General features: G+C 66.5%; 22 protein-coding genes. 14 read left to right on the top strand and 8 right to left on the bottom strand.

Annotation, left to right across the window (positions count from 1 at the left end; translation table 11 throughout):
• Nucleotides 1-37: 37 nt before the first annotated feature.
• From RIF85_RS00330 to RIF85_RS00305, 6 genes are all read left to right on the top strand, one after another.
• Nucleotides 38-4,708, top strand: a complete 4,671-nt coding sequence (locus RIF85_RS00330; RefSeq protein WP_309069913.1) for an ATP-dependent helicase — start codon at nt 38-40, stop codon at nt 4,706-4,708.
• A complete protein-coding gene (locus tag RIF85_RS00325; RefSeq protein WP_309069912.1) occupies nt 4,701-5,495 on the top strand; it encodes a DNA-formamidopyrimidine glycosylase family protein in 795 nt (264 codons plus the stop codon). The genes RIF85_RS00330 and RIF85_RS00325 overlap by 8 nt, the downstream gene beginning before the upstream one ends.
• 55 nt (nt 5,496-5,550) lie before the next feature.
• Complete coding sequence (locus RIF85_RS00320; RefSeq protein ID WP_309069911.1) at nt 5,551-7,479, top strand: DUF6541 family protein; 1,929 nt, start codon at nt 5,551-5,553, stop codon at nt 7,477-7,479.
• A 45-nt stretch (nt 7,480-7,524) separates the two neighbouring features.
• Nucleotides 7,525-8,433: an RluA family pseudouridine synthase gene (locus RIF85_RS00315; RefSeq protein WP_309069956.1), complete on the top strand. Its 909-nt coding sequence runs from the start codon at nt 7,525-7,527 to the stop codon at nt 8,431-8,433.
• Between the two features lie 93 nt (nt 8,434-8,526).
• Nucleotides 8,527-9,240, top strand: coding sequence for a VTT domain-containing protein (locus RIF85_RS00310; protein WP_309069910.1), 714 nt, complete (start codon nt 8,527-8,529; stop codon nt 9,238-9,240).
• Nucleotides 9,125-10,510: a hypothetical protein gene (locus tag RIF85_RS00305; RefSeq protein WP_309069909.1), complete on the top strand. Its 1,386-nt coding sequence runs from the start codon at nt 9,125-9,127 to the stop codon at nt 10,508-10,510. The genes RIF85_RS00310 and RIF85_RS00305 overlap by 116 nt, the downstream gene beginning before the upstream one ends.
• 63 nt (nt 10,511-10,573) lie before the next feature.
• On the opposite strand, the gene RIF85_RS00300 is transcribed toward RIF85_RS00305, so the two are convergent.
• The 4 genes from RIF85_RS00300 to RIF85_RS00285 all read right to left on the bottom strand — a co-directional run bounded on the left by RIF85_RS00300 (nt 10,574) and on the right by RIF85_RS00285 (nt 14,983).
• On the bottom strand, nt 10,574-11,497 hold the full coding sequence (locus RIF85_RS00300; protein ID WP_309069908.1) for an NADP-dependent oxidoreductase: 924 nt from the start codon (nt 11,495-11,497) through the stop codon (nt 10,574-10,576).
• Between the two features lie 85 nt (nt 11,498-11,582).
• Nucleotides 11,583-12,923, bottom strand: a complete 1,341-nt coding sequence (locus tag RIF85_RS00295) for a cytochrome P450 (RefSeq protein WP_309069907.1) — start codon at nt 12,921-12,923, stop codon at nt 11,583-11,585.
• Between the two features lie 50 nt (nt 12,924-12,973).
• Nucleotides 12,974-14,167 carry an acyl-CoA dehydrogenase family protein gene (locus tag RIF85_RS00290; protein ID WP_309069906.1) on the bottom strand — a complete coding sequence of 398 codons (1,194 nt, stop codon included), beginning with the start codon at nt 14,165-14,167 and terminating at the stop codon, nt 12,974-12,976.
• Between the two features lie 39 nt (nt 14,168-14,206).
• Nucleotides 14,207-14,983: a 3-hydroxyacyl-CoA dehydrogenase gene (locus RIF85_RS00285; RefSeq protein ID WP_309069905.1), complete on the bottom strand. Its 777-nt coding sequence runs from the start codon at nt 14,981-14,983 to the stop codon at nt 14,207-14,209.
• Nucleotides 14,984-15,128: 145 nt separating this feature from the next.
• On the opposite strand from RIF85_RS00285, the gene RIF85_RS00280 reads away from it, so the two are divergent.
• On the top strand, nt 15,129-16,232 hold the full coding sequence (locus RIF85_RS00280) for a glycoside hydrolase family 76 protein (protein ID WP_309069904.1): 1,104 nt from the start codon (nt 15,129-15,131) through the stop codon (nt 16,230-16,232).
• Between the two features lie 3 nt (nt 16,233-16,235).
• Here RIF85_RS00280 and RIF85_RS00275 read toward each other — a convergent pair whose 3' ends face one another.
• Complete coding sequence (locus tag RIF85_RS00275; RefSeq protein ID WP_309069903.1) at nt 16,236-16,823, bottom strand: hypothetical protein; 588 nt, start codon at nt 16,821-16,823, stop codon at nt 16,236-16,238.
• Nucleotides 16,824-16,858: 35 nt separating this feature from the next.
• On the opposite strand from RIF85_RS00275, the gene RIF85_RS00270 reads away from it, so the two are divergent.
• On the top strand, nt 16,859-17,620 hold the full coding sequence (locus RIF85_RS00270; protein ID WP_309069902.1) for a glycosyltransferase family 2 protein: 762 nt from the start codon (nt 16,859-16,861) through the stop codon (nt 17,618-17,620).
• Here RIF85_RS00270 and idi read toward each other — a convergent pair.
• Entirely contained in the window at nt 17,606-18,151 is a 546-nt protein-coding gene (idi, locus tag RIF85_RS00265) for an isopentenyl-diphosphate Delta-isomerase (RefSeq protein WP_309069901.1), read from the bottom strand. The two genes, RIF85_RS00270 and idi, sit on opposite strands and share 15 nt — an antisense overlap.
• A gap of 20 nt (nt 18,152-18,171) precedes the next feature.
• Between idi and RIF85_RS00260 the strand changes: the two genes are divergently transcribed.
• Genes RIF85_RS00260 through RIF85_RS00235 form a run of 6 tightly spaced genes read left to right on the top strand, consistent with a single transcriptional unit; the run spans nt 18,172 to nt 23,314 of the window.
• On the top strand, nt 18,172-19,257 hold the full coding sequence (locus RIF85_RS00260; protein WP_309069900.1) for a polyprenyl synthetase family protein: 1,086 nt from the start codon (nt 18,172-18,174) through the stop codon (nt 19,255-19,257).
• On the top strand, nt 19,254-20,168 hold the full coding sequence (locus RIF85_RS00255; RefSeq protein ID WP_309069899.1) for a phytoene/squalene synthase family protein: 915 nt from the start codon (nt 19,254-19,256) through the stop codon (nt 20,166-20,168). Before RIF85_RS00260 ends, RIF85_RS00255 begins: the two co-directional genes overlap by 4 nt.
• Nucleotides 20,165-21,769 carry a phytoene desaturase family protein gene (gene crtI, locus RIF85_RS00250; RefSeq protein WP_309069898.1) on the top strand — a complete coding sequence of 535 codons (1,605 nt, stop codon included), beginning with the start codon at nt 20,165-20,167 and terminating at the stop codon, nt 21,767-21,769. The genes RIF85_RS00255 and crtI overlap by 4 nt, the downstream gene beginning before the upstream one ends.
• The gene (locus RIF85_RS00245) at nt 21,769-22,134 is read left to right on the top strand and encodes a lycopene cyclase domain-containing protein (protein ID WP_309069897.1); all 366 of its coding nucleotides are present in this window, start codon (nt 21,769-21,771) and stop codon (nt 22,132-22,134) included. The genes crtI and RIF85_RS00245 overlap by 1 nt, the downstream gene beginning before the upstream one ends.
• Nucleotides 22,131-22,454 carry a lycopene cyclase domain-containing protein gene (locus RIF85_RS00240; protein ID WP_309069896.1) on the top strand — a complete coding sequence of 108 codons (324 nt, stop codon included), beginning with the start codon at nt 22,131-22,133 and terminating at the stop codon, nt 22,452-22,454. The genes RIF85_RS00245 and RIF85_RS00240 overlap by 4 nt, the downstream gene beginning before the upstream one ends.
• Nucleotides 22,451-23,314 (top strand): prenyltransferase, encoded by an 864-nt coding sequence (locus RIF85_RS00235; RefSeq protein ID WP_309069895.1) that lies wholly within the window; start codon nt 22,451-22,453, stop codon nt 23,312-23,314. Before RIF85_RS00240 ends, RIF85_RS00235 begins: the two co-directional genes overlap by 4 nt.
• 45 nt (nt 23,315-23,359) lie before the next feature.
• Here RIF85_RS00235 and RIF85_RS00230 read toward each other — a convergent pair whose 3' ends face one another.
• Nucleotides 23,360-23,620, bottom strand: coding sequence for a hypothetical protein (locus RIF85_RS00230; protein ID WP_309069894.1), 261 nt, complete (start codon nt 23,618-23,620; stop codon nt 23,360-23,362).
• Nucleotides 23,621-23,728: 108 nt separating this feature from the next.
• Nucleotides 23,729-24,745, bottom strand: a complete 1,017-nt coding sequence (locus RIF85_RS00225; RefSeq protein WP_309069893.1) for a DUF808 domain-containing protein — start codon at nt 24,743-24,745, stop codon at nt 23,729-23,731.
• Nucleotides 24,746-24,934: the final 189 nt, after the last annotated feature.

Raw genomic sequence — 24,934 nt, 5'->3', positions numbered from 1 at the left:
CTGAGAAAATGTCGGAAGGGTAGGAGATGATGAGTCGATGACATCGGTGCTAGGGAAATTCACGCCCGCCACACGCCAGTGGTTTGAGGGCGCCTTCTCCGCACCCACGCCCGCACAGGAAGGCGCGTGGAACGCGGTGTCCGCCGGGTCCCACGCGCTTGTCGTTGCACCCACCGGGTCGGGGAAAACCCTCGCTGCGTTTCTCTGGGCGCTGGACAGCTTCATAGCCCGGCCGGTCGAGGGTAAACGATCAACCCGCGTCCTCTACATCTCACCGCTGAAGGCTCTCGGCGTGGACGTGGAGCGGAATCTTCGCGCGCCGTTGATCGGCATCACGCAGACGGCCAAGCGGCTCGAACTTCCCGCACCCTCCGTCACCGTCGGCGTTCGATCCGGTGACACCCCGCAGGCCGAGCGCCGTACGCTGCTCACCCGCCCTCCCGACATCCTGATCACCACACCAGAGTCACTTTTCCTGATGCTCACCTCACGGGCAAGGGAAACGCTGACGGACCTGGACACGGTCATCATCGATGAGGTCCACGCCGTCGCCGGAACAAAGCGCGGAGCGCACCTCGCCGTTTCCCTGGCGAGGCTTGACGCGATGCTCGACAAGCCCGTACAGCGCATCGGCCTGTCGGCAACAGTCGAACCGAAGGAGACGGTCGCCCGCTTCCTCGCCGGGGACGCTCCCGTGGAAATAGTGGCACCACCGTCCAAGAAGTCCTGGGACCTCACCGTCACCGTGCCCGTGGAGGACATGACGGAGCTGGGCGGTTCACCTGCCTCGGATGACGACGGCGGCCCTACCCCGTCGCCGAGTATCTGGCCACATGTCGAAGAGAAGATCGTGGATCTCATCGAGACCAAGCGGTCAACGATCGTCTTCGCGAATTCCCGCCGTCTGGCCGAGCGGCTGACGGCCCGGTTGAACGAGATCCACGCTGAGCGTCTCGAAGCGGCTTCATTCTGGGATTCGCCGGGTGCGGCTGCGCCTGGGGAGAAGGCCGAGCCGCAGCGCCCTCCTGCCGAGGTGATGGCGCAGGCCGGGCAGACGGAAGGTGCAGAGCCGTTGCTCGCTCGGGCACACCACGGCTCCGTGTCCAAGGATCAGCGTGCCCTGATCGAAGATGATCTGAAGTCAGGCCGCCTGCGCTGCGTCGTCGCGACGTCCTCGCTCGAGCTGGGGATCGATATGGGCGCGGTGGACCTGGTCATCCAGGTGGAGTCGCCGCACTCCGTGGCCAGCGGGCTGCAGCGTGTTGGCCGGGCTGGCCACCAGGTTGGCGAGGTGTCCGAGGGCGTGCTCTTCCCGAAGCACCGCGGCGACCTCGTGAACACCGCGGTCACGGTCGAGAGAATGCTCGCCGGTCAGATCGAACCGCTGTACATCCCTACCAACCCCCTCGATATCCTCGCGCAGCAGACCGTTGCGGCGGCGGCTCTCGATACCATCGACGTCGAGGAATGGTTCGACGTCGTCCGGAAATCAGCACCGTTCGCTACCCTCCCTCGCTCCGCCTTCGAAGCAACGCTCGATCTCCTCGCCGGACGGTACCCCTCGGACGAGTTCGCCGAGCTGCGGCCCCGGATCGTCTGGGACCGCGTCGAGGGGACGATCACCGGCCGGCCGGGTGCACAGCGGCTGGCAGTCACCTCCGGTGGCACCATCCCGGACCGCGGCCTGTTCGGCGTCTACCTTGTCGGTTCCGAGGACGCCGGGTCGAACCGGGGCGGGCGTCGGGTCGGCGAGCTGGACGAGGAGATGGTCTACGAGTCACGCGTCGGTGACGTCTTCGCCCTCGGCGCCACCAGCTGGCGCATCGAGGACATCACCCACGACCGCGTGCTGGTGTCCCCTGCCTTCGGTCAACCGGGCAAGCTTCCCTTCTGGAAGGGCGACTCCCTCGGCCGCCCGGTGGAACTCGGCCGCGCCCTTGGGAAGTTCGTCCGGGAGCTGACCAACGCGTCGGATGAGGACGCCACCGCGAGGTGCACCGCAAGCGGCCTCGACGAATGGGCCTCCGGCAACCTTCTGGCCTATCTCCGGGAGCAGCAGCAGTCCACGGAGGTCGTTCCCAGCGACCGCACCCTTGTAGTCGAGCGCTTCCATGACGAGCTCGGCGACTGGCGGGTTGTCCTTCACAGCCCCTTCGGCATGCCGGTTCACGCACCCTGGGCGCTGGCCGTCGGAGCAAGGCTCGAACAGCGGTACGGGATGGACGGCTCAGCCATGGCTTCCGACGACGGCATCGTGCTGCGCGTTCCCCTCATGGAAGACGAGCCGCCCGGCGCTGACCTGTTCCTCTTCGACGCCGAAGAACTGGACGGCATCGTCACGGCGCAGGTGGGCGGTTCGGCGCTCTTCGCGTCCCGGTTCCGGGAGTGCGCGGCAAGGGCGCTGCTGCTGCCCCGCCAGAATCCTTCAAAGCGCAGCCCGCTGTGGCAGCAGCGGCAACGCTCGGCCCAGTTGCTGGACGTGGCGCGCAAATTCCCCACCTTCCCGATCATCCTCGAGACAGTGCGCGAATGCCTGCAGGACGTCTATGATCTCCCTGCGCTGAAGGACATCGCCGGGCAGATCGACCGCCGGGAACTGCGGATTGTCGAGACCACAACCTCGCAGCCCTCGCCGTTCGCCCGCACCATGCTGTTCGGTTATGTAGCCTCCTTCCTCTACGAGGGCGATTCCCCGCTCGCGGAACGCCGGGCGGCCGCTCTGTCCCTCGACCCCACGCTCCTCAACGAACTCCTTGGCCGAGCCGAACTGCGCGAGCTGCTCGACGCCGGCGTTATCGCGGACACCGAGCAGGAACTGCAGCGCCTTGCTCCAGACAGGAAGGCGCGCGGGCTTGAGGGCGTTGCCGATCTCCTGCGGTTGCTCGGGCCGTTGACCGCCGCCGAGATCGCCGAACGGTCCGAGGACCCGGACGCCGCCACCGATCACGTGGACGCCCTCGTCAAGGCGAATCGGGCCTTGCGCGTGAACGTAGCCGGCGCCGAGCGCATCGCTGCAGTGGAAGACGCCGCCCGGCTGCGTGACGCCCTCGGCGTGCCGCTGCCGATGGGTGTCCCGCTGGCGTTCATCGAACCGGTGCCGGACCCGCTCGGCGATCTGATCGGCCGTTATGCCCGCACCCACGGTCCCTTCACCGCCGCCGAAGCCGCAGCACGGCTGGGACTGGGTGTCGCCGTCGTCGTGACTGCCCTGCAGCGGCTTTCCGCAGACGGCCGGGTGGTGGAAGGCGAGTTCCGCCCGACCGAGTCCGCGCCCGACCATCAGGCCGCCTCAAGTGAGTGGTGTGACACGGAGGTCCTGCGGCGGCTCCGGCGCCGTTCCCTGGCGGCCCTGCGGCACGAGGTCGAGCCAGTGGACCCTGCGGCATACGGCCGGTTCCTGCCTGCATGGCAGCACGTCGGCTCGGGTCTGCGCGGGCTCGACGGTGTCGCCACTGTCATCGACCAACTGTCCGGTGTGCCCATCCCCGCTTCGGCCTGGGAACCGCTCATCCTCCGTTCGCGCGTGTCCAACTACAGCCCGGCCATGCTCGATGAGCTGGCCGCAACAGGTGAGGTCGTGTGGTCCGGCGCCGGGTCCCTTCCCGGCAATGACGGCTGGATCTCGCTTCATCTGGCGGAGAACGCCCCACTGACCCTGCGGCCGGATCCGGAGTTCGAGCCCACCGCGCTGCAGCAGGAACTCCTGGAACTGCTCGCCGGCGGTGGCGCGTACTTCTTCCGCCAATTGGTGCAGGGGCTGACCAACGGCAATCAGCCCGCCGACGGCACGGTGACCGCCGCCCTGTGGGACCTGGTGTGGGCCGGACGGATCGGCAATGACACGTTCACACCTGTGCGCTCCCTGCTGGCCGGCGGGAAGACCGCCCACAAACAGCGCACCCCCACCCCGCGAGCACGGACGGCGAGGATGGGGCGGTTGGGCAGGGCGCCGTCGCTCACCGGCAGCAGTCTGCGGACTGCGGGGTTGTCGGCCGCGAACGACGGCGGCACAGGCTACCAGCGCAGCACTCCTCCACAGGTGGCCGGCCGGTGGTCCCTGCTTCCTGCCGTCGAAGGCGACACCACCATCCAGGCGCACGCCACGGCTGAGCTGCTCATGGATCGCTACGGGATCCTCACCCGCGGGTCCGTCGCCAGCGAGGGTATCCCCGGCGGATTCGGGTTGATGTACAAAATGCTCTCCCGCCTGGAGGAGATGGGACGCTGCCGCCGCGGCTACTTCATCGAGCACCTCGGCGCCGCCCAATTCGCCGTGCCGTCGACGGTCGACCGGCTCCGCTCCTTCAGCGCCGATGCCCGCCCGGATGCCGCCGTGGCGAAGAAGCCGGCCGCCGTTGCCCTTGCCGCCACCGATCCGGCCAACCCGTTCGGCGCGGCGCTGGGCTGGCCTGCACACGACGGCGGTCACCGCCCGGGCCGAAAGGCCGGCGCCCTGGTGGTGCTCGTCGACGGACAGCTCGCCCTGTATGTGGAGCGCGGTGGGAAGACCATGCTGACGTACACCGAAGACACGGATGCCCTCACAGCGGCAGCGGAGGCGCTGGTCACAGCCATCCGACACGGCGCAGCAGACAAGATGGCCGTCGAGAAGATCAACGGTGAGTCCGCCCTCGATTCCCCGGCCGGACGTGCCCTTGGCGACGCCGGCTTCTACAGCACACCGCGTGGATTGAGGATCCGTGCCTGAGGGAGATACCGTCTGGCGGGCCGCCCGCGACCTCGATCGCGCACTCCGGGGCAAGGAACTCACCCGGTGCGACATCCGGGTGCCCCGTTTCGCCACGGTGGACTTCACCGGACGCACGGTGCGCAATGTCACCGCCCGCGGCAAGCACCTGCTCATCCGGGTGGAGGACGAGTGGAGTATCCACTCCCACTTGAAAATGGAGGGCCTCTGGCACGTATACCCCCGCGGCGGGAAGTGGCGCCGACCGGCCTTCAAGGCCCGGTGCATCCTCGAAACCGACACGAACGCGGTGGTGGGGTTCGAGCTCGGTTTCCTGCGGGTGATTGCCCAGGCAGAGGAGGACGACGCCGTCGGCTACCTTGGTCCTGACCTCCTCGGACCTGACTGGAACGCGGAAGAAGCGCTCCGCCGGCTGCGCTCAGATCCCGACCGTCCCATCGGCCTTGCCCTCCTCGACCAGCGGAATCTCGCAGGAATCGGTAACGTGTACCGGTGCGAGTTGTGCTTTCTTGCCGGCGAGCATCCGCTCACACCGGTGGGTGAGGTGAAGAACCTGCCGCGGATGGTGGAGCTGGCGCATCGTCTGCTTGACGTGAACAAGGAGCGGTCAACCCGCGTCACCACGGGATCAATGCTTCGCGATCCGCTGTGGGTATACGGGCGGACCGACCGGGGATGCCTTCGGTGCGGAACTCGGGTGGTCCGCAGTGAACTCGGGGACAACGAGCTCGAACAACGCGTGCTCTACCACTGCCCCCACTGCCAACCGGCACGGGTTTCAGCGTAACGCTGACACTCACCGGCACCCGTTTGACCATCCGTACCGCCTACCGAGGGAGACCATGAGCTGGTTCAGCGCGCTCCCCGGCTTCCTCGTGGCGCTAGTGGTTCTCCTTGGTCCGGGCTTGCTTTGGGGTGCGATCCTCGGCCTGCGGCGCCTCACCCTGCTGGCCCTCGCCGGCCCTCTGAGTGTGACCGCCGTCGTCGTCGCGTCGGAAGTTGCCTCCCTGGCCGGCGTGCGCTGGTCGCTGGGGCCTCTCTTCGGCGTCTCCGCCGGCGTTGCCCTGGTGTTGTGGCTGATCCGCCGGCGGTTTCGGGATGCCCTCGCAATGGACCCCGGCGGACCGCTGCGCCGGACCCTGATTGCGTGGGGTGTTGCAGCTTTACCCGTCGGTCTGATCACACTGTGGATCTTCGGTAACCCGGAGAACATCGCACAGTCGCACGACAACATCTTCCACCTCAACGCCATTCGTTACATTGCGGAAAGCGGCAACGCGTCCTCACCGAACCTTGGGTACCTCGGAACGCGGGCACCCACCTTCTATCCCGCGGGCTGGCATGCGCTGGTCGCGGTGGTGCTGATGTCATCTGGCCTGTCCATCCCGGCGGCCATCAACGTGGTGAACCTTGCCATTGTCCTGACGGTCTGGTCCTTCGGCTGCCTCTTCCTCGTCACGCGGGTCACCGGCGAGCGCCGCGCGGCCCTGCTGAGTGCGGCCGTATTGTCCGGCGCCTACAGCAGCTTCCCCTACCTGCTGTACGAGTTCGGCGTGGTTTACCCCTTCATGCTGTCTCTCGCCTTGCTGCCGGCGGTACTCGGGCTCGTGGTGCAGCTGATGCGCGTCGGTTCACCCCTGCGTACCACGACGGCCGGCAACCTCCTGCTGCTGTTGGGCGTTCTCCCCGGGCTGGCCCTCGCCCATCCGTCATCGCTCGTCGGCGCTCTGGGCCTCAGCCTGCCGATGGTCCTCGCCGCCGCCTACAGCCGCCTGCGCAGGGACAACAAGGCTCCGTGGAAGACGCTGCTGCCGACCGGCGCATTCCTGGCGGTGCTTGCGGTCGCCTGGATGAACCTGCGCCCGGCACGGAGCAGTTCAGACAATTGGGACGAACTCGGCAACGCGGGCCAGGCCCTCGTCGAGGTGGTCCTGCATTCGCCGCTCTACCGGCCCCCCGCGTATCTTGCCGCCGCCCTGACTCTTGCCGGAGCCGTCGTCGTTCTTCGTCGCAGGCGCCACCGCTGGACACTGGCCCTGTACGCGCTGGCGGCGATGCTGTTCGTTGTCGCGAACTGGAAGGAAGTGCCGGACCTGCGGTGGATCGTAGCCGGCGTCTGGTACAACGACTTCTTCAGGATCAGCGCCATGCTGCCGGTGGCCGGGATCATCCTCGCGTCGCTTGGAGCTGTCGCACTCATCGACGTCGCTGCCCGACGACCGGCGGTGCGTTCCTTCCTGCGTGGGCAGGGTGGAAGCAGGAAGCGTGCGGCCGCCGTCGTCGTCGTACTGCTGCTCGTCGGAGTGGCGCTGGCGCCGCTGGGTGCGGTTCAGCGAGGGGTCACGGAAGCGGCCGCAAAGTACCGCTTTACGGAGAATTCGCAGCTGCTGACCAGCCAGGAACTGGCGCTCATCCAGCGGTTGCCCGAGAAGGTTGAGGAGGGCGCGGTCATTGTCGGGGTGCCGCTGACGGGAGCCTCCCTGTCCTACTCCTACACGGGCATCCCCACCCTGCTTCCGTACGGGGTCCTCCCATCATCGGCTGCCGGCAAGGTTGTCTTCGCCGCCCTGGACGAGATGTCCACCAACCCGGAGGTTTGCCCCGCGGTCGAAGAAACGGGAGTGCGCTACGTCCTCGACTTCGGCATCAGCTCCGTGCACCCGGGCGAGACCGAAAGGGCAGCGGGCTTGGAGGACCTCACCCGGGAAAACGGGTTTGAGCGCGTGGACAGTGAGGGAACAGCAGCGCTCTACCGCGTCACCGGGTGCTGACCGGTTTATATCGAGCGCGGAAGGGTTAGCTACCCTTGATAGGTGATGCAATCTCCGCTCCCGGTCCGCAACGGCGTCAACGCCACGCGGCTGCGCCTCCCCTCGGAAGGCCCGTGGAGCACGGCCCTTGAGTACATCCTCGACCGCTGGAACCACGTGGATCCGGATGGCATTGCCGAGCGCTTCGACCGCGGCGAGGTGGTTGCGCTCGGCGGCGAGCGCCTGACGCGCCACACGCCCCTCACCGAGCACACCTTCATCTGGTACTACCGGGAACTGCCGGTTGAGAAGCGACTCCCGGTGGAATTGAGCATCCTGCACCAGGACGAGAACCTGTTGGTGGTGGACAAACCGCATTTCCTCCCCACCACACCCGGCGGCATGTATGTCGCTGAATCGGCGCTCGTGAGGCTGCGGGTCCAACTCGACCTGCCGGACCTGATTCCGATGCACCGCCTCGACCGTATGACGGCGGGAATCCTCATGTTCTCGACGAACCCCGCCACCCGCGGTGCGTACCAGCTCCTGTTCGAGAATCGGCGGATCCGCAAGGAGTATGAGGCCGCCGCACCCATCGATCCGTCGCTGCAACTCGACATCCGCCCGCGCACTGTTCACAGCCGCATCGTGAAGTCACGGGACTACCTCCTCGCTCAGGAGGTTCCCGGCGAGCCGAATGCCGAAACCCGCGTCCAGCTCCTCGAGGAACGCAACGGTATGGGCCGGTACCGGCTGCAGCCGCACACGGGCAAGACCCACCAGCTCCGGCTGCACATGGCCGGGCTGGGTCTCGGGATTCTGAACGACCCGTTCTACCCGGTGCTGCTCCCCCAGCAGGACGATGACTATTCGAAGCCGCTCCAGCTCCTCGCCCGGCACATCGAGTTCGTCGACCCGCTCTCCTTCCGGCCGACGTCGTTCACCAGCGGCCTGGAACTCTCCGCACTCGCCTGAGGCGGCACTCGCCTGACGCAGACCAAATCCTGACGCAGACCAAACTGCGTACCGAAGGGTCGTGTGCGAACAGCGCCCTGTAAATTGGTACAGGTGGACCTGTCGACGCTCGCAGAGTGGTCCCTGATGATTCATCCGGTCACACTGCTCGTAGTTGTGGCCGACGTCTTCGCGCCCATTATGCCGTCCGAATTCCTGGTCATCGCGTCCGGATCGCTGGCCTCTGAGGGGTCCGTGCTGCTGCCCGTGTCCCTCCTGACAGCCGCTACCGGTAGCCTGCTGGGCGACCTCGCGCTCTACCTGCTCTTCCGAAGAAAGCTGACACACTGGCTGGACCGCTTCCGCTGGGGCCGGGCCGTCCACCGCGGGATCCGAGGCGCAGTCGAGAAAGCCGGAAAGTCCCCCACCTACGCCGGCCTGGTTGCGCTCCGCTTCCTCCCCGGCGGGCGGACCGCAGGGATTGCAGCCGCCGGGATAGCTGAACTCCCCCTCCGTCCGTTCCTGGGATTCGCTGCACTCGGCGGAATCCTGTGGTCCGTCTGGCTGGTCGGCCTGGGCTACATCTCCGATGCCACAACGGGCTTCCCCATGTGGGCTAGCGCACTTCTGGGAATGGGGGTGGGTACTCTGGTGGGACTGATCATTGCAGCGTTCTTCGCGCTGAAGCAACGCCGGGAGGTCCGAAAGACACATGAGCATGCCGACTCCGTCCAACCACCGGCTGCCCCAACCCCCGCCCGTCCCGCCCCGGAAGACACCCGAAGCGGTTCCTCCACCCCCACTGAGCGAGACGACCAGCGTCATTGAGAGGCTGAAGGCAGCACGTCCGAAGACGCCCGTTCCTTCGGACGATCGCGACGCCACCAGCACGACGGCGACGGTCGCCGCACCCTCGGACGCGCCGGTCACGGCGCCCACCCCTTCCAGTCCTCCCGCCGGCGGCACGTCGGACTCGGGCCCCACCGGGCGGCCGGGCCAGGAACGGCCGGGCCAGGAACGTCAGGACCAGGGCGCCGACGCAACACCATCAAAGACACGAGAAGAAGAGCTGAAGGCGGCTCGCGCAGAGAAACTCAGGACTGCTTCCAGCGCTGCCTCGGCGTGGGCAGCTCAATCCGGGAAGCGTACTGCACAGTGGACGGCGTCGGCTTCCCGGTCAGCCGCTGCGAACGTTCGCTCCTGGCCGCTGGACGTGGTCCGGCGCATTCTGGTCACTGTCGTGGTCCTCGGATCGTTGGCAGGCACCGCCTGGGCGGCGGGGTTGTTCGGCGGAACCGAGATCTGGACGGTCGATCTCTTCCGGCCCGATCTTTCGCTCCTCTCGCCCCACCGCTACGCCTTGGCTATCTGGGCGCTGATCGGGCTCGGCCTGGTGGGGTATGTGGTGCACCAATGGCTGCCCGGCGAATCAAACAGTCCGCGGCACCGCAGGCTGGGCTGGGTTGTGATGGCCGCGGTACTGCTGAACTTCGGCTTGGCCCTCATGATTTCGGCCGGACTGTACCTCGAAAGCCTGATCCTGCATGGCGTCCTGCTTGTCCTGCTGCTGTTCTCCCTGCGGTGGCTTAACCGCTGGCCGGCCGCCACCTCGACGGAGGGCTCACTCGTCGATGTACCGCTTGGGCTTTTCCTTGGCTGGACCGGGTTCACGGCGCTGAGCCACTGTGCTGCGGTGCTCTCCCTGAACGGCTTTTCGTGGCTGTGGGATGACGACTTCCGGTGGGCGCTTGTGGGGCTGGGGATCGTCGTCGTCATTGGAAGCGTCGTGTGCTCCACGGACCGCGGGCGCATCGCCGTCGCTCTCGCCGTGGTTTGGGGCATCGGCTGGATCGTGGTGGAACGCATCATCGGGCAACCACAGTCCCTGCTCATAGCGGGCACCGCGGCACTCGCGGCATTCCTGCTCCTCATCACGTCAGGCTCGCGCCGCCACCGCGTGGATCATTCCTACCGGCGGGCCCTTCGCCGTCGTCAGACTGCGAACCTTCCGCCGCTCAACCTGGATGACGAGGACGACGACGATGACTTTTACGACGAGTACCCCGGACGGTTCGGCCGCCCCGACGACCGGCGCTGAGCCTCGGGAACGGCTGGCGCATGTGCGCCGACCAGCCGTTCCCGCTGACTCATCCCGGACGCATCAGCCGACCGTGAGCGCGATCTTCCCGCGCGTATGGCCCGCCATATTCGCGGTAAACGCCTCCGCGGCCTGCTCCAAAGGGTAGGTGGCGGCGAGCACAGGTTTCACGTGGCCTGCCTCGATGAGGTCCGCGAGCGTAGACAAACCCTGTGCGTCCGGACGCACAAACACATACCGTCCGCCGTGTTCCTTCACCTTCGCGTCGGCGATGGATGCCACCCGTCCCGGCTGGTTGAGGACGTCGAGGGATGCCTGCCAATCGGCACCGCCAACGAAATCGACGACGGCGCTCACGCCGTCCGGGGCAATCTTCCGGACCCGGTCAGCGATCCCATCCCCGTAAACTAGGGGCTCAGCACCCAGTTCGCGGAGGAAGTCGTGGTTGCGCTCCGACGCGGAGGCAATGACCCTGGCGCCGCGCGACCGAGCGATCTGGATGCCGAGCGTGCCCACGCCGCCGGCGCCGTTGTGGACGAGCACCGTGTCACCGTCCGACACGTCCAGTGCATCCAGTGTCTGCAGGGCTGTGAGTCCGGTGAGTGGAATCGTGGCCGCCTCCGCCCAGGAGAGGTTCGAGGGCTTGCGAGCGAGGGTGCGGACCGGGGCGGACACCCGTTCCGCGAAGGTCCCCTGGCCGACGGTGTCCATCCGGACGTAGCCGAAGACCTCGTCGCCGGCAGCAAACTCGGGGACGGCGGGCCCTGGCTGAATGACGACGCCGGAAACGTCCCATCCGGGAATGACCGGGAAGTGCGCCGTGAGTGCGCCGTCAAGGTAGCCGCCCATCACCTTCCAGTCGACGGGATTGACTGAGGTTGCCTTGATTTCGACGAGGACCGTGTCCGGGCCCACCTTCGGCTCCGGCTGCTCACCGTACTCAAGGACGCCGGGGTCGCCGTACTTCGAATAGAACACTGCCTTCACTGGGGATTTCCTTCCATCGGTTCTGCTTCCCCCAGAAGAACCGTGCGGACCCTCCCCAGCATTCCGTGGAACGGCGAGGACCTCGTCACATCTGGGGAGCGTTCGCCTCGACCACGAAGCGCAAGGAATAATTGTCCAGCGTTCCAGGCAGCCGTCCGCCCACCTTGAGCCGCCCGGGAGACTCGAGCTTCAACGCCGATCCGCCGAGAAGGTGCGACAGGAAGGCGCTGGTGAGCATCAACACCAGGTGGCGTCCCGGGCATGCCGCAGGGCCGTCGCTGAAGGGAATGAGTGCCCAGTCGCCGTCGTCGTCATTCAGCCACCGTTCCGGAGTGTACGCATGCGGGTTTGGAACCGTGCGCTCATCCCGGTGGAAGAAGGGAGCGTAGATGAGCACACCACAGTGCGCAGGGATGGTGCCTGTCTCCCACTCGACGTCGGCGGTGGTCTGCCGGAGAACCATCGGCGTGGTGGGCCACAGCCTCAGCGACTCCAGGACACATGCGCGAAGCCATGGAAGGTAACTGCGTTGGCCGTGGGCCTCAGCAACCTCCTCGGCCACCCGTGAGAGCACCCCGGGGTGAGCTGTTATTGCAGCAAGGCTGCGGAACGTTGCCATCCCTGCCGGGTCGAAGGCGAACAGCCACTGCGGAATCTGTTCGCGGGGAGCGGCGTCGTCCGGCGGGTTCGCTCCCGCCGTCACTGCGGCGAGGCTGCCCGGAGGTGCCGACTGCATCCGGCGTTCGACGGCGGCAAGAAACTCAGCGCGAAGCTTCCTCCTTCGGGGCTTGAGGAACGCCCAGTTGGCGTCGGCGCGCAGCTGCTGGAGCATATCCGTCAACTCGTGATCGTCGGCCGCGGCGTCGCCGAAGACGATCCGCCTCACCATTCGGTACCAGCTGCGGATGAACTCGTCCCAGGCCAGAACCCCTGTCGCCCTCGATGCGGCCAGTAGGTCTTCGGCCTCTTCGGCCACGACTCGAAGGAATGGTTCCGCAAGGTGGTGGACTGGGCTGGCGCTGTCGAGCACCTGGTCCTGCAGGGCCCGTCGCACACTTCGCTCCGCCCCATGGGAGACAAGTGAGTTCCGCGGCTGAAAGTGTGCCAGGGCAGCCTTCTTTTCGCTGCTGTCAGTGGCGAACGGGTCAGGGCTCTCGGCCAGGATACGGTGGACGTCCCGCGGCTCGAGCACAATCGCCTGGCGACGCAGCGGCAACCGGAGGAGCACTGGGGACTGCGGGTATTTCTCAGACAGCGCTTTCACCGTGGCAACAGCCCGTTCATCCAGCCGCAGCTTTTCGCTGAGCGCGACCACCTTCGGCCGCCTGATGATCGGGCCTTTTGCAATATTCGGCGCGAAGACGTTCGTCAGGACCGCCGCGGTCTCCCGCACAGTAAGCATCGGGAGGGATGCATCGGTACTCATACTCCACTGTGGTGTGAAATGGTCCGCCGCGGCAACCGCAACCCAGGCATTCAAAGAATGGCCGAGACTCCCGTGACCGCCCGCCCGACAATCAGTGTGTTGATTTCAAAGGAACCTTCGTAGGTGAAAATGGCTTCGGCGTCGGCGAAAATCTTCGCCATCCCGAAGTCAGTCACGATCCCGTTGCCGCCGAAGATCGATCGGCCCAGGGCCACTGTCTCCCGCATCAACGAGGAGGTGTAGGACTTGGCGAGCGCAGCCTGCGCCATGTCGGCTCCGCTGTGCGGAAGCCCCTGCGGTCCCAGATGCTCGTCCTGCTGCAGCTGCGCCACGCGCGCCATCATGCCAAGGCTCGCCGTGGTGTTCCCGAGCATTCGCACCAGCTGCTGCTGGATGAGCTGGAAGCCTGCCAGTGGACGCCCGAACTGCTGGCGCTCGACGGCGTACGCCCGGGCTGCGTCGAACGCCGCCAACTGCTGCCCCACCGCTTGCCAGCCCACCAGTATCCTCGAACCGCGCAGCAGGTGTTTGGTATCGGTGAAACTGTTGATCCCCGCGAAACGGTCAGTTTCGGACACCCGCACGTTGTCCAGGAGGATGTCGGCGTTCTGTACGGTGCGCAGCGCGATCTTGTTCTCGATCGCCGTCCGTGTCACCCCGGGAAGGGTCGCATCCAGAATGAAGCCCCGCACGGCTCCGTCCGCAGTATCGCGGGCCCACAGCAGCATGTAGTCGCAGAAAGTGCCGTTGCCGATCCAGCGCTTTGCACCGTTCAGGATCCAGGTGTCACCGTCACGGGTGGCCGTGGTGGCCATGCCGCCGGCCACATCGGAACCGTGAAGGGGCTCCGTGAGCGCGAACGCGCCCGTGATCGTGAGATCCATGGCGTCATCCAGCAGCCGGGATTTCTGCTCCTCCGTGCCGAATTCGTGCAGCGCCTCCACAAAGAGGTCGTGGTGCACCATGAAGAACGTTGCCAGCGAGGTATCGGCGCGGGTCAGCTCGGCAATGACCATACCGCTGAAGAGGTAGCTGTACCCCTGCTGCACCGGGGTGCTCAGGTTGAGGGAGGCGAGTTTCGGGAGCACCTCCAGCGGGAACTCGGCCCTGTTCCACCAGTCGGTTGCGTACGGGGCAACCTCTTTGGCCAGGAAGTCGCGGACGTCCCGGAGCTTCGCCCGTTCGACATCGCTGAGCAGGGACTCGAAGCCGTAGAAGTCTGCGCTGGGGAGGCCGCTCTCCATTGAGCTGTCCTTTCGGGGCATAGCAGTCGAAGGGATGGTCTATTTGGGTGCCATGCGGATGGCACCGTCGAGCCGGATGGTTTCACCGTTGAGCATCTGGTTCTCCACGATGTGTGCAACCAGCGCAGCGTATTCGGTGGCCTTGCCGAGCCTGGACGGGTGCGGAACCTGCTTCCCGAGGGATTCCTGGGCTTCCTGCGGCAGCCCGGCCATCATGGGCGTCTCGAAGATGCCCGGAGCGATGGTCATGACGCGGATGAAGGAACGCGCCAGTTCCCGCGCGATCGGCAGGGTCATGGCCGCCACTGCCCCCTTCGATGCGGAGTACGCGGGTTGCCCGATCTGCCCGTCGAAGGCAGCGACAGAGGCCGTGTTGATGATGACCCCGCGCTCGCTGGTCCCCGTCTCAGTCTGAACCGGATCGGTGGCCGCCATGGCCGCCGCTGCCAGCCGCAGCACGTTGAAGGTACCGATGAGGTTGATGTTGATGACCTTGCTGAACTGCTCGAGCGGCAACACACCCTCCCTGCCCAGCACCTTTCCGGGAGTAGCCACCCCCGCGCAGTTCACGACGATGCGCAGCGGCCCGAGCTCTGACGCCGCGTCGACAGCGGCCTGGACCTCCTCCTCGCTCGTCACGTCCGCCGGCACGAAGCGGGCACGCTCCCCCAGCGACTCCGCGAAGCCGGCTCCGTCCGAATGCGGCAGATCGAGAATCACGACCGCCGCGCCGTCGTCGTGCAGTCGCTGCGCGGTTGCACGGCCGAGCCCGGACGCACCCCCGGTCACCAGCGCCACCGTTCCTGCACAGTCCATGACATCTCCTTTGCGTCGTGAGTGAGCGAGGCCAAACCGCTTTCTCCCGAGCCTACTGTGATGCAGCGCACTGATTCATCCGCCGTGTCCGCCACTGTGCATAGTGCTCAAAGACGGGCACGACGGCGCGGTCTAGGGTGTCTCTATGCCCACCCGTAAGCCCTCCAGCACCTTCGGCGAGGCCGCAGCCGCCGCCTCCTCCTCGATACCCGCAGCCTTCGGCCACAGGCTGTACGGCCTGCCCGGCACGCACCTCGCGCGGGTCGCCCTTCCCGCCCGGCCGAGGGCGCCGTGGCACTACTGGTGGCAGGCGCACTACCTCGACTGCCTGCTCGATGCCGCGGAACGCGAGGCGCGGTCCGGAGGCGCAACCGGGAACACCGACGACGGCGCCGCCCACCGCTTGCGCGCGCGGCGCCTTCTGCGCACCATCCGACTGCGCAACGGCGGTCGCTGGACCAATCGCTACTACGACGACATGGCTTGGCTGGCCCTCGCAGCCTGGCGCTCGGCTGACATCGCAGGCACGCGCCCGCTCCGCGTCCTGACCCCCGTTTTGGCGTCCGCCCATACTCCGGACCTTGGCGGCGGCCTCTTCTGGAACACGTCCCGCGACTTCAAGAACACGCCGGCCACTGCCCCCGCGGCCCTGCATTTCGCCAGGGTCGGGCGGACGAAGGAGGCGGAGCGCCTGGTCGACTGGCTTTTCGCGCGGCTCCAGGACCCCTCGACCGGTCTGCTCCTCGACGGGATCCGCATGCCCGGCGAACGCATGGTGGCCGACGTCTACACCTACAATCAGGGGCCGGTCCTCGGCGCACTTCTGGCGCTCGGAGACCCCACAAGCCTGCAGCGGGCATCCGACCTCGTTCTGGCTGTAGCGAAGCACCTCGTGCTGCCGACGGGCGCCCTGCGCACCCACGGCGGCGGCGACGGCGGCCTCTTCACCGGAATCCTCATCCGCTACCTCGGCCTCGCGGCGGAATCACCCGCGCTGCCGGAGTTCACGCGCACGCTCGCGAGAACCGTCATCACGACGACGGCGCGCGCCCTGTGGGAGGGACGCGGCGAGCGGGAAGCCGGCGGGCAGCGCCGTCGTACTGTTTGGGTTTTTCCTGCTGGACCGGGCGAATCCGCCGGCGCAGGAACGGTGGAACTGTCGACGCAGCTGCAGGCGTGGATGATCTTCGAGGCTGCCTGCCGGGTGGCGGACATCGGGAACCCCGATGCGGATGGGCCTTCGCTCTGAACCTCAGACGTAAGAGTCCTTCGGCGCCTTCTTCTTCAGCCGAGCGAGGAGGAGCCCGGCGGCCAACGAGCCGAGGGTGGCAACGGCGAGGTCGCCCATGGTGTCCGGATAGGTGACGTGAATACCATCAGTCACCCACGCGTCGCCGGTCCATTCCGCGAACTCCCACAGCACGCTGAGCGCCATACCGAGCAACACCACCTGAAGAACGACGCCGGCGCGGTCGCGTCGAGAGTTACCGGCGGCCGGCAGCAGCCCGATGTGCGTGGCGAGTACATAGGCCATTCCGGCGACGGGACCGGTGCAGACGCAGTGCACCAACAGGTCCCACCAGGAGATCACCTCGTAGAGGTTCAGGACGCTGCTCCAGCAGGCGAAAATCAGTGCGCACCCGTAGACGGCGTCAAACACCGGGTGCGGACGGGCATAACGCGACAGCGTGAGACCGCCAAGCGCGAGGAAGAAGACCCAGAAGTCCACCGGACCCCACCAGAAGACCATGGCAATAGTGCTGAGCACGGCTACGGCCCGTACGCCGTCCGCTGCCACTTCGGCGTGCGTGGCCGGCCGGCGGATCAGGTCGGCGATCATGATTCCAGCCTACGTGCACGGCTAGGATCGGGGTCATGCCGTCCCTGTCAGTGGTCATCCCGTGCAAAGACGACGCCGGACCGCTGGCCCGTTGCCTCGAAGCCCTCGCCGGGCAGACACTGGCGCCGCTCGAGGTGATCGTGGTGGACAACAACTCCACAGACACCAGCGCAGTTGTGGCCGCTGGCCATGGTGCCGCCGTTGTGCATGAGTCCATTCCTGGGATCGCCGCAGCTGCCTCCACCGGGTACGACGCCGCCTCCGGTGACGTCATCGTGCGCTGCGACGCGGATACCATCCCGCCGGCGGACTGGCTGCAACGTATCTCCGCTCGCTTCGACGCCGAACCGGATCTCGCGGTCCTCACCGGCCCGGGGGTCTTCTACGACACCAGCCCGCTCCGCGCACGCGTTGCCGCCGTCGCCTACATGCAGGGCTACTTCGTGTCGATGGGGCTGGCCATCGGCCATTGGCCGCCCTTCGGTTCCAATTGCGCTTTCCGCCGCTCCGACTGGCTATCGGTCCGCGAGCGCGTCCACCGGCACGATCCGAACGTGCACGACGACGTCGACTTCGGCTTCGCACTCGAACCCGGCCGGCGCACGGTGTACGACAGGTCGCTGCAGGTGGGAATTTCCGCGCGTGCGCTCGCCGGCGGCCGGAAGGGCTGGCTGCGTTTCACGCGCGCCGTGCACACTCTGGCCCTGCATTGGCGCACGGCCCCGCCGTGGGACCGCTGGCGCTGGACTCTGGGCGAGGCCTGGGAGCGCCGTCGTCGGGCGTCACTCGGCGGGTGAGGAGAACCGTTCGGGGTAGAGCAGCGGCAGCTGCAGGGTCAGCCACGGACTGAACGCCCAGGGTGCGGCGGCGACGGCGGTGGTGAGCTGCAGGGGGTCGGCCCACTGCCACTCCATGACCTCGTCTTCGCGGGGATTCACCGGGGACACCGCGCGGGCGGTGTAGACCGGGCAGATCTCGTTCTCGACCACGCCGGATGCGTCGACCGCCCGGTAGCGGAAGTCAGGCAAACGGAGTTCCACGGAGTCCAGTCGAAGGCCCAGCTCGTGCTCGGCGCGCCGCACCACGGCGTCCTCGGTGGCTTCATCCGGCCCTGGATGTCCGCAGAACGAGTTGGTCCAGACACCCGGCCAGGTCCGCTTGCTGAGGGCCCTACGGGTGATGAGGATGCGGCCGTCGTCGTCGTAGACGTGCGTTGAAAACGCGAGATGAAGCGGGGTTGCGGTGGTATGAACCGTTGCCTTGTCCTCGGTGCCGACGGGGGTTCCGTCGTCGTCCGCCAGGACCACAAGCTCTTCCGTGCGGTTCATTTCCCTCCAAGTGTTCGCGCGTGTTTACTTTACCTATGGACAAGGAGACCACACTGGCTGGTTCTGTCGACAGCCAGCTGGTGAACGATGTCCTGGCGGCCTTCTTCGACCGGGCGAAGAACCGGGCGGAAGGCATGCACCCCGATTACCGCACGATGTGGGAGCACCTCGAAGCCGGCACCACGGGCGGGAAGCGGTTCCGCCCCCGCCTGGTTCTGGCCGTTTACAGCCTGCTCGGCGGCACCGACCTGACGACGGCGGCAACGGTCGCCGCCTCGTTCGAACTCCTTCACACCGCGCTGATCGTGCACGACGACGTCGTGGACCGGGATTTCGCCCGCCGCGGCGTTCCGAACGTATCGGGTGCGTACCGCAACCGTGCCGCCGCGCAGGGAAACCCGCCGGCGAGAGCTGAACACGCGGGGCTCTCGGTCGGCGTCATCGCCGGCGACCTGGCCCTGTGCAACGCCTACCGTCTCCTGGGCGAGGTCGACACCGACCCTGTCACCCGGCGGAAGTTGGGCGATCTTCTCGACGAAGCAATCTTTGCGTCCGCTGCCGGCGAACTACTCGATGTGCTCGCTCCCCTCGACCCCACGCCGCAACCCGTCGATGAAGTGCTCGACATGGCACGGCTGAAAACGGCGGTCTACTCCTTCGAAGCGCCGCTGCAGGCGGGCGCCGTGCTCGCGGGCGCAGAGGACCGGCTGGTGAACACGCTCGGGGAGTTCGGGCGCTGCCTCGGCACGGCCTACCAGGTGGCAGATGACCTGATCGGGGTCTTCGGTGATGAGACCCGCACCGGGAAGGTGGGCTGGGGCGACCTGAGGGAAGGCAAGCGCACAGCGCTGACCTCCTACGCCGCCGAGCAGCCGCAGTGGCCGCGGATTGCCGTCCTCCTGTCCACCCCGGATCTCTCTGCCGCAGGGGCAGCGGAAGCCCGGGAACTGCTGATCGAGTCCGGCGCCCGGGACCGGTCCATGCAGCTGGCTGCCGACCTCACCGACCGCGCGCTGCAGGCACTCCTGGACCCCTCGGTGCCGGAAGGGCTCCGGAACGGTCTGGCGCCCCTGTCCGACGTCGTCATCGATCGGGTGCGCGTATGAGCCGGGATCGCGACGCGCTGGCTGACTACACCGATGCGGCTCTGAAAGCGTCTGCGGTGGTGCTGCGCTCCTACTCCACGTCCTTCGGGCTCGCCTCACGGTTGTTCGAGCCGGGGGTCCGCCGGCAGGTCGAGTCCGTCTATGCGCTGGTGCGGGTGGCCGATGAAATCGTCGACGGCGTCACCTCCGCCGCAGGACTTGAACCTGTCGAGTCCCGGCGGCAGCTCGACGAGTTCGAGCGGGAAACCGAGCGTGCCCTAGTCAGCGGGTACAGCACCAACCTCGTGATCCATGCCTTCGCGGACACGGCCCGGCGCACCGGGATCGGCACCGACCTGACCCGGCCGTTCTTTTCCTCCATGCGTGCCGACCTCGACCGGACGGAACACACGCCGCAGTCCTTCACGGAGTATGTCTACGGTTCGGCCGAAGTCGTGGGACTCATGTGCCTGAAGTGCTTCCTCCACGGTCACCCCGTGAGTGCCGCTGAAACAGCGCGGCTGGAACGCGGCGCCCGTCACCTGGGGGCAGCATTCCAGAAGGTCAACTTCCTTCGAGACCTTGCCGAGGACTTCTCATCCCTGGGCCGCAGCTACTTTCCGGAGGTCTCTCCCGCCAGCTTCGACGAGGCCACCAAGCTGCGGCTGCTCAAGGACATCGAGAACGACCTGCACGAATCCCGGGTAGTGCTGCGGGGGCTCCCACCTTCGAGCCGCAGGGCCGTTGCGCTGGCCCAGGAACTGTTCGCCGAACTGGCAGACAGGATCCGTGCGACGCCCGCTTCGGAACTGATCCGTACGCGCATCAGCGTTCCCAACACGGTGAAGCTGCGGATCGCGGCCGGCGTGCTTGCCGGCCGGCGCGGCCTGGAACCGACGGGCACTCACCAGAACCGAGTCGAGGCGCAGTGAAAGCACGCATTCCCTCAGGACGGACCGTCGTCATCATCGGGGGCGGCATCAGCGGCCTGGCAACCGCGGCGCTCCTGGCCACCGAGGGCCACTCCGTGACGGTGCTCGAGAAGCAGGACGCCGTAGGCGGGCGTGCCCACTCCTTCAGCGAGGACGGATTCCGGTTCGACGCCGGTCCCTCCTGGTACCTGATGCCTGAAGTCATCGACCACTACTTCCGGTTGCTGGGTACGTCGGCGGATGAGCAGTTGGACCTGGTGAAACTCGACCCGGGGTACCGCCTTCTGTCCGAAGGCTTCAGTGATCCGGTCGATGTTCCCGCCGAGCGGTGCCGTGTGGTGGAGCTGTTCGAGAAGCTTGAGCCCGGAGCCGGTGCAAAGCTGGAGCAGTACCTCGACTCCGCGGCTGACACTTACACGATGGCCACCCGACGGTTCCTCTACGCCACGTTCGAGTCGTTCACATCTCTGCTGACCCCCGATGTCCTCGGCCGCCTGCCGCGCCTCGGTCGACTGCTCCTCGAGCCCCTGCACCGCTACGCCAGCCGCTACGTCTCGGACCCGCGGCTGCAGCAGATTCTGGAGTACCCGGCGGTGTTCCTCGGGACCTCGCCCTTCACGGCGCCGAGTATGTACCACCTGATGAGCCACCTGGACCTCGACGACGGTGTGCTCTACCCGATGGGTGGATTCGCCCGGCTGGTAGACGCTATCGAGCGCCTTGCGCAGGATGCAGGCGTCATCATCCGCACGGGGGCCGAGGTCCTGGGCATCGAAACCGCACCGACAGGATCACGGAAACGCCCGGCTGCGGTACGCGGTGTCCGCTACCGGTCCAATGGGAGCGAGTCCACTGCGGCGGCCGACGTCGTCGTCTCCGCTGCGGACCTGCACCACACCGAAACCGCACTGTTGCCCAGGCACCTGCAGACCTACCCCGAACGCTACTGGTCCCGCAGCACTGCCGGGCCGAGCGCGCTCCTGCTGTACTTGGGTGTTCGCGGCGAACTGCCGCAACTGGAGCACCACACGCTGCTTTTCACCGCGGACTGGGAGGAGAACTTCCGGGCTATTTTCGGCCGGACCCCATTTGTGCCCTCGCCGGCGTCGATGTACGTGTGCAAGCCCAGCGCCACGGATCCTGACGTGGCGCCCGAGGGCCATGAGAACGTATTCGTGCTCGTGCCGATCCCTGCTGATCCGGGCCTTGGAGGCAGCGGCAGCGAGCGTATGGAACGCGTCGCGGACGCCGTCATCACCCAGCTCAGCCAATGGGCCGGAATTCCCGACCTTGCCGAACGCATTGTCCTGCGGCGCAGCTACGGGCCCGCGGACTTCCAACGTGATTACCACTCGTGGAAGGGCACCTCGCTGGGACCGGCGCATACGTTGCAGCAGAGCGCGTTCTTCCGCGCCGGCAACATCAGCCGCAAGGTTCAGGGCCTGTACTATGCGGGCGGTTCAACCATTCCGGGCATCGGGATCCCGATGTGCTTGATCAGTGCCGAACTCGTGATCAAGCGCCTGCGCAGGGACGTGAGCACCGGCCCCCTGCCCGTGCCCCTCCGTCCCCGCCTGGTCCGCGAGAACACGGTCGCGTGATGGGGGCGGTCTACCTGCTCTTCCTCCTGGCCTCACTGGGCTGCATGATGCTTCTCGACCAGCGCCTGCGTCTGTTTTTCTGGCACGACGCCGGCCGCGCCGCCGCCGTGCTTGCCGCCGGTGTGCTCTTCTTCCTGGCCTGGGACCTCGCAGGAATCGGACTGGGCATCTTCTACCGGGGCCAGACCGAGGTGATGCTGGGCGTCAACCTGGCCCCGGAGCTGCCGCTCGAGGAGGTCGTGTTCCTCACCTTCCTCAGTTACCTCGTGATGAACCTCTTCCTCATGTTCCGCCGCGCCCTCGATGAGGTCATCCGGCGTCGTGGCCTCAGCGAGCGCACCGGCGATGCGGGGGGACGTCCATGACGTACTGGACACTCAACGCAGTCTTCCTCCTCCCCGCCTTCATGGTCGGAGCCGCCGGCGCTCTCCTGCTCAAGGGACGCCGTCGTACGGTAGCGCTGGCAGCGGCGGGCGGCGCCGCCGTCGTCGTTCTTGTCCTGACCGCTGTTTTCGACAGCCTGATGATAGCGGTGGGGCTCTTCAGCTACGCGCCGGAGCTGATCTCGGGGGTCTTCATCGGGTTGGCCCCGCTGGAGGACTTCGCCTACCCCGTGGCGGCGGTCCTTCTCCTCCCCGCGCTGTGGACAATTCTTGGCGAGCGCAAACGGAAACGGCAGCTGTGAAGACCATCAAAACCCTCCTGGTGTCCTCGCGCCCGCTGTCCTGGGTGAACACCGCATTCCCGTTCGCGGCGGCATACCTGCTCACCGCCGGGCAGATCGACCTCGCCTGGATCATCGGCACCGTGTACTTCCTGATCCCGTACAACCTGGCGATGTATGGAATCAACGATGTGTTCGACTACGAGTCGGACCTGCGGAACCCGCGCAAGGGGGGCGTCGAGGGTGCTGTCCTTGACAGGACCATGCACACCATCACGCTCCGCGCAGCGATCGCCACCAACGTCCCGTTCCTCGCGATCCTCGTGCTGCTCGGCGGACCCTTGTCCTGGCTGGTGCTTGCCGTCAGCGTCTTCGCGGTCATCGCCTACAGCGCGCCCGGGCTCCGCTTCAAGGAACGCCCGTTCCTTGACTCCATCACGTCGAGCACGCACTTCGTCAGCCCGGCGGTATACGGACTGGTCCTGGCGCAGGCAGAATTCACGCCTGCCTTGTGGGCGCTGATCGGCTCGTTCTTCCTCTGGGGCGTCGCCAGTCAGGCGTTTGGTGCCGTGCAGGATGTCGTCGCGGATCGCGCCGGCGGCATCGCTTCGATTGCCACCGTCACCGGAGGGCGCGCGACCGTCAGGTTCGCGATTGCCGCCTATCTGGTGGGAGGGGCGCTCATGCTCTTCACCCCGTGGCCGGGACCGCTCGCCTCGTTCCTGGTGCTGCCGTACGTGATCAACATTGTTCCGTTTGCGTCCCTGGATGACGACGACGCCGAACTCGCCCACCGCGGGTGGGAACGGTTTCTCTGGCTCAACTACGTGACAGGGTTCTTGGTGACGATGCTGCTGATCTGGTACGCCGCGATTCGCTGAGGTTCCGCGTTCCTTTCCCGCAGCTAAGGTTCTTTTTCCCGCAGCTCAGAAGAGCTGGGTGCCGACGAATCCGTACACGCCGAAGGCCAGCCCCGCGGCGATCAGACCCATGGTGATCACCGAGGGCACCAAGCCGCTCTGGCGGAAGACTCCCAGCACGCTGAGGATGAGTGACACTGCAGCCAGGGGAAGTGTGACGTAGAGGACGAAGAAGAGGACCCCAAACCCGGTATCGACGCCGTCTTCGACCAGAAAGAAGACGGCCGACGTAGCGAGAGCGTTGATCACAAGCAGAATCAGGGCCATGCGGCCAATCCATTTGCCCGTCGTCCGGGTCCCCCTGACTGCCATGTTTAATTGTGCAGCGAAGAGGGGCATCACCGCGAGCAGTTGCGGGCCCGGACTTGGGGGGTGTTAACTTTTCTCTTCGTGATGTTTTGACCGGTGGCCGGCGATTGCGGCGCGGACGTCGCCCTCCGTGTGCCCGCCCTTCTTCTTCCCGAACGGCAACGCTTTGAGCAGCGGATGCACGATCGCCATGACCAGGAGACCCCAGGCGAGTCCGACGATGGCTGAGCACAGCGTGTTGACGAGCCAGGCCAGCAAGCCGCCCACCACGGCGATCCCGGCGAACGGCTCCTCGAGGCCATGGATCAGGTCATACGGCAGGTGCCAGCCCAGGTCATGAGCACCCTGCACCATGATGTGTCCGCCAACCCAGAGCATGGCGATCGTTCCCACGAAGGTGATCGCGGCCAGCACACCCGGCATCCCCTTCACCAGCAACTCGCCGAAGCGCTTGGAGCCCGCGGAGTCCTTGGTGGTCAGGTGCAGGCCGATGTCGTCCATCTTCACAATGAGGCCAACAGCTCCGTACACGAGGACGGTGATGGCAACGGCGACGACGACAAGGATGAGCGCCCGGGACCAGATCGACTCAGCGGCCACCTCGTTCATCGAAATGACCATGATTTCGCAGGACAGGATGAAGTCGGTGGTGATGGCACCCTTGATGACCTTGGCCTCGGCGTCCGGCCCCCGTTCGACGGCCGGCGCCTTTTCGTCGTCGTGGTGGCCGCGCAGCTTGTGCCAGACCTTCTCGGCGCCTTCGTAACAGAGATAGGTGCCGCCCAGCATGAGGATGAAGGGGATTATCCATGGGATAAAGGCGCTGATGAGCAGCAGTGCCGGCAGGATGACCAACAGTTTGTTTCGCAGCGAGCCCCAGAAGATCCTCTTGATCATCGGTAGTTCACGGGACGGGTCCGCGCCGGATACGTACTGCGGAGTCACGGCGGCATCGTCGATCACGACGCCGGCGGCCTTGACCCCGGCCCTCGCTGCTCCGGCAGCGACGTCGTCGACCGATGCGGCCGCTATGCGTGCCAGGGCTGCAACGTCGTCCAGCAGGGCGACGAGACCGCCGCTCACTGGTCGCTCCCGGCGTGCTCGGGAACGGGTTGCTCGGCGTGAACGCTTCGGTCAAGGTACTTGATTGGCATGTTCGGAGTATATGGCGACTGACAACCCGTCGTCATGGACGGCTGTGCCGGAATCAGCGTTTCGAATCTCTGGCGGGCCTGGGTCTGCAGGGCTACAGTCGGTCCCGGTATGACGACA

The sequence above is a fragment of the Arthrobacter sp. genome, from assembly GCF_031179385.1.
Taxonomy (GTDB): domain Bacteria; phylum Actinomycetota; class Actinomycetes; order Actinomycetales; family Micrococcaceae; genus Arthrobacter_D.
Note: the sequence above shows the minus strand (reverse complement) of the source record. Positions and strands in the feature narration are given on the sequence as shown.